1 protein-coding gene is annotated in these 1156 nt (G+C 71.2%); it reads left to right on the forward strand.

What is annotated here, in order from left to right; all coding sequences use genetic code 11:
* Window positions 1–1086, forward strand: a 1086-nt coding sequence (locus FE811_RS26930; protein ID WP_140849576.1) for a GMC family oxidoreductase, incomplete at its 5' end; no start/stop codon positions are given.
* Window positions 1087–1156: the final 70 nt, after the last annotated feature.

Consider the following 1156-nt stretch of genomic DNA (forward strand, 5'->3'; position numbering starts at 1 on the left):
GAGGGTGCGGATTTCCACCAGCACACCATCCGCGACGGCCGGCGCGAGACCAGCTACACCGCCTTCGTCAAGCCGGTCCTGCACCGGCGCAACCTGACCGTGATGCGCAAGACCCGCGTGCTGCGCATCCTGGTCGAGCGGGGCGAGGCGACCGGCGTCGAGATCCTGCAGGGCGACCGGCGCCATGTGATCCGCGCCCGGCGCGAGATCGTGGTCTCGGCCGGGTCGCTGAATTCGCCGCATCTGCTGATGCTGTCGGGGATCGGCGAGGGGCGGATGCTGGCGGCGCAGGGCATCGCGGTCGCGCGCGACCTGCCGGGCGTGGGCCGGAACCTGCAGGACCACTGGTTCGGCCCGATGATCTGGGAGGTGACGCGGGGCAGTTCCTACAACGACGCCCTGCGCGGGCTGGGGAAATACGTCGAGGGGGTCAAATACCTGCTGGCGCGGCGCGGGCTGCTGGCCCTGTCGGTCTCGGCCTCGGCGGTGTTCGCGCGCAGTTCGGACGCGCTGGCGCAGCCGGACCTGCAGATGGTGCTGCGGCCGGTGTCCTACACCTTCCATCCCAAGGGGGCGGTGATGGTGGACGGCTTTCCCGGCGTCAGCGCCGGGGTGGTGCTGCTCAACCCCGGCTCGCGCGGGCATGTGTCGCTGAGATCGCCCGACCCTCTGGCGGCGCCGGCCTTCCAGCCGAACTACCTTTCCGACCCCGACGACGGGCGGCGCACGGTCCTGGGCTTGCGGCGGATGCGCGAGATCATGTCCCGCGACCCGGTGGCGGCCCGCGTGGTGGCCGAGCGGCTGCCGGGGCCGGCGGTGCAGGAGGACGGGGCGCTGCTCGAGCACATCAGGGCCCACGGCAATTGCGGCTGGCACCAGGTCGGCACCTGCCGGATGGGGCGCGACGCGTTGTCGGTGGTGGATCCGCGGCTGCGGGTGCATGGCATCGGGCGGCTGCGTGTGGCGGACGGGTCGGTCATGCCCACGATCACCTCGGGCAATACCAACGCGCCCTGCATCATGATCGGGGAAAAGGCGGCGGACATGATCCGGCAGGACGCCCTGCCGCGCCGCGACACAAGCTGAACATCGGGAGGGACCAAGATGACGGCAGATTTCACCCATCCGGGACGGGAAACCGCGCGGGACTGGGCGG

The organism is Paracoccus sp. FO-3, assembly GCF_006386455.1.
Lineage (GTDB): Bacteria > Pseudomonadota > Alphaproteobacteria > Rhodobacterales > Rhodobacteraceae > Paracoccus > Paracoccus versutus.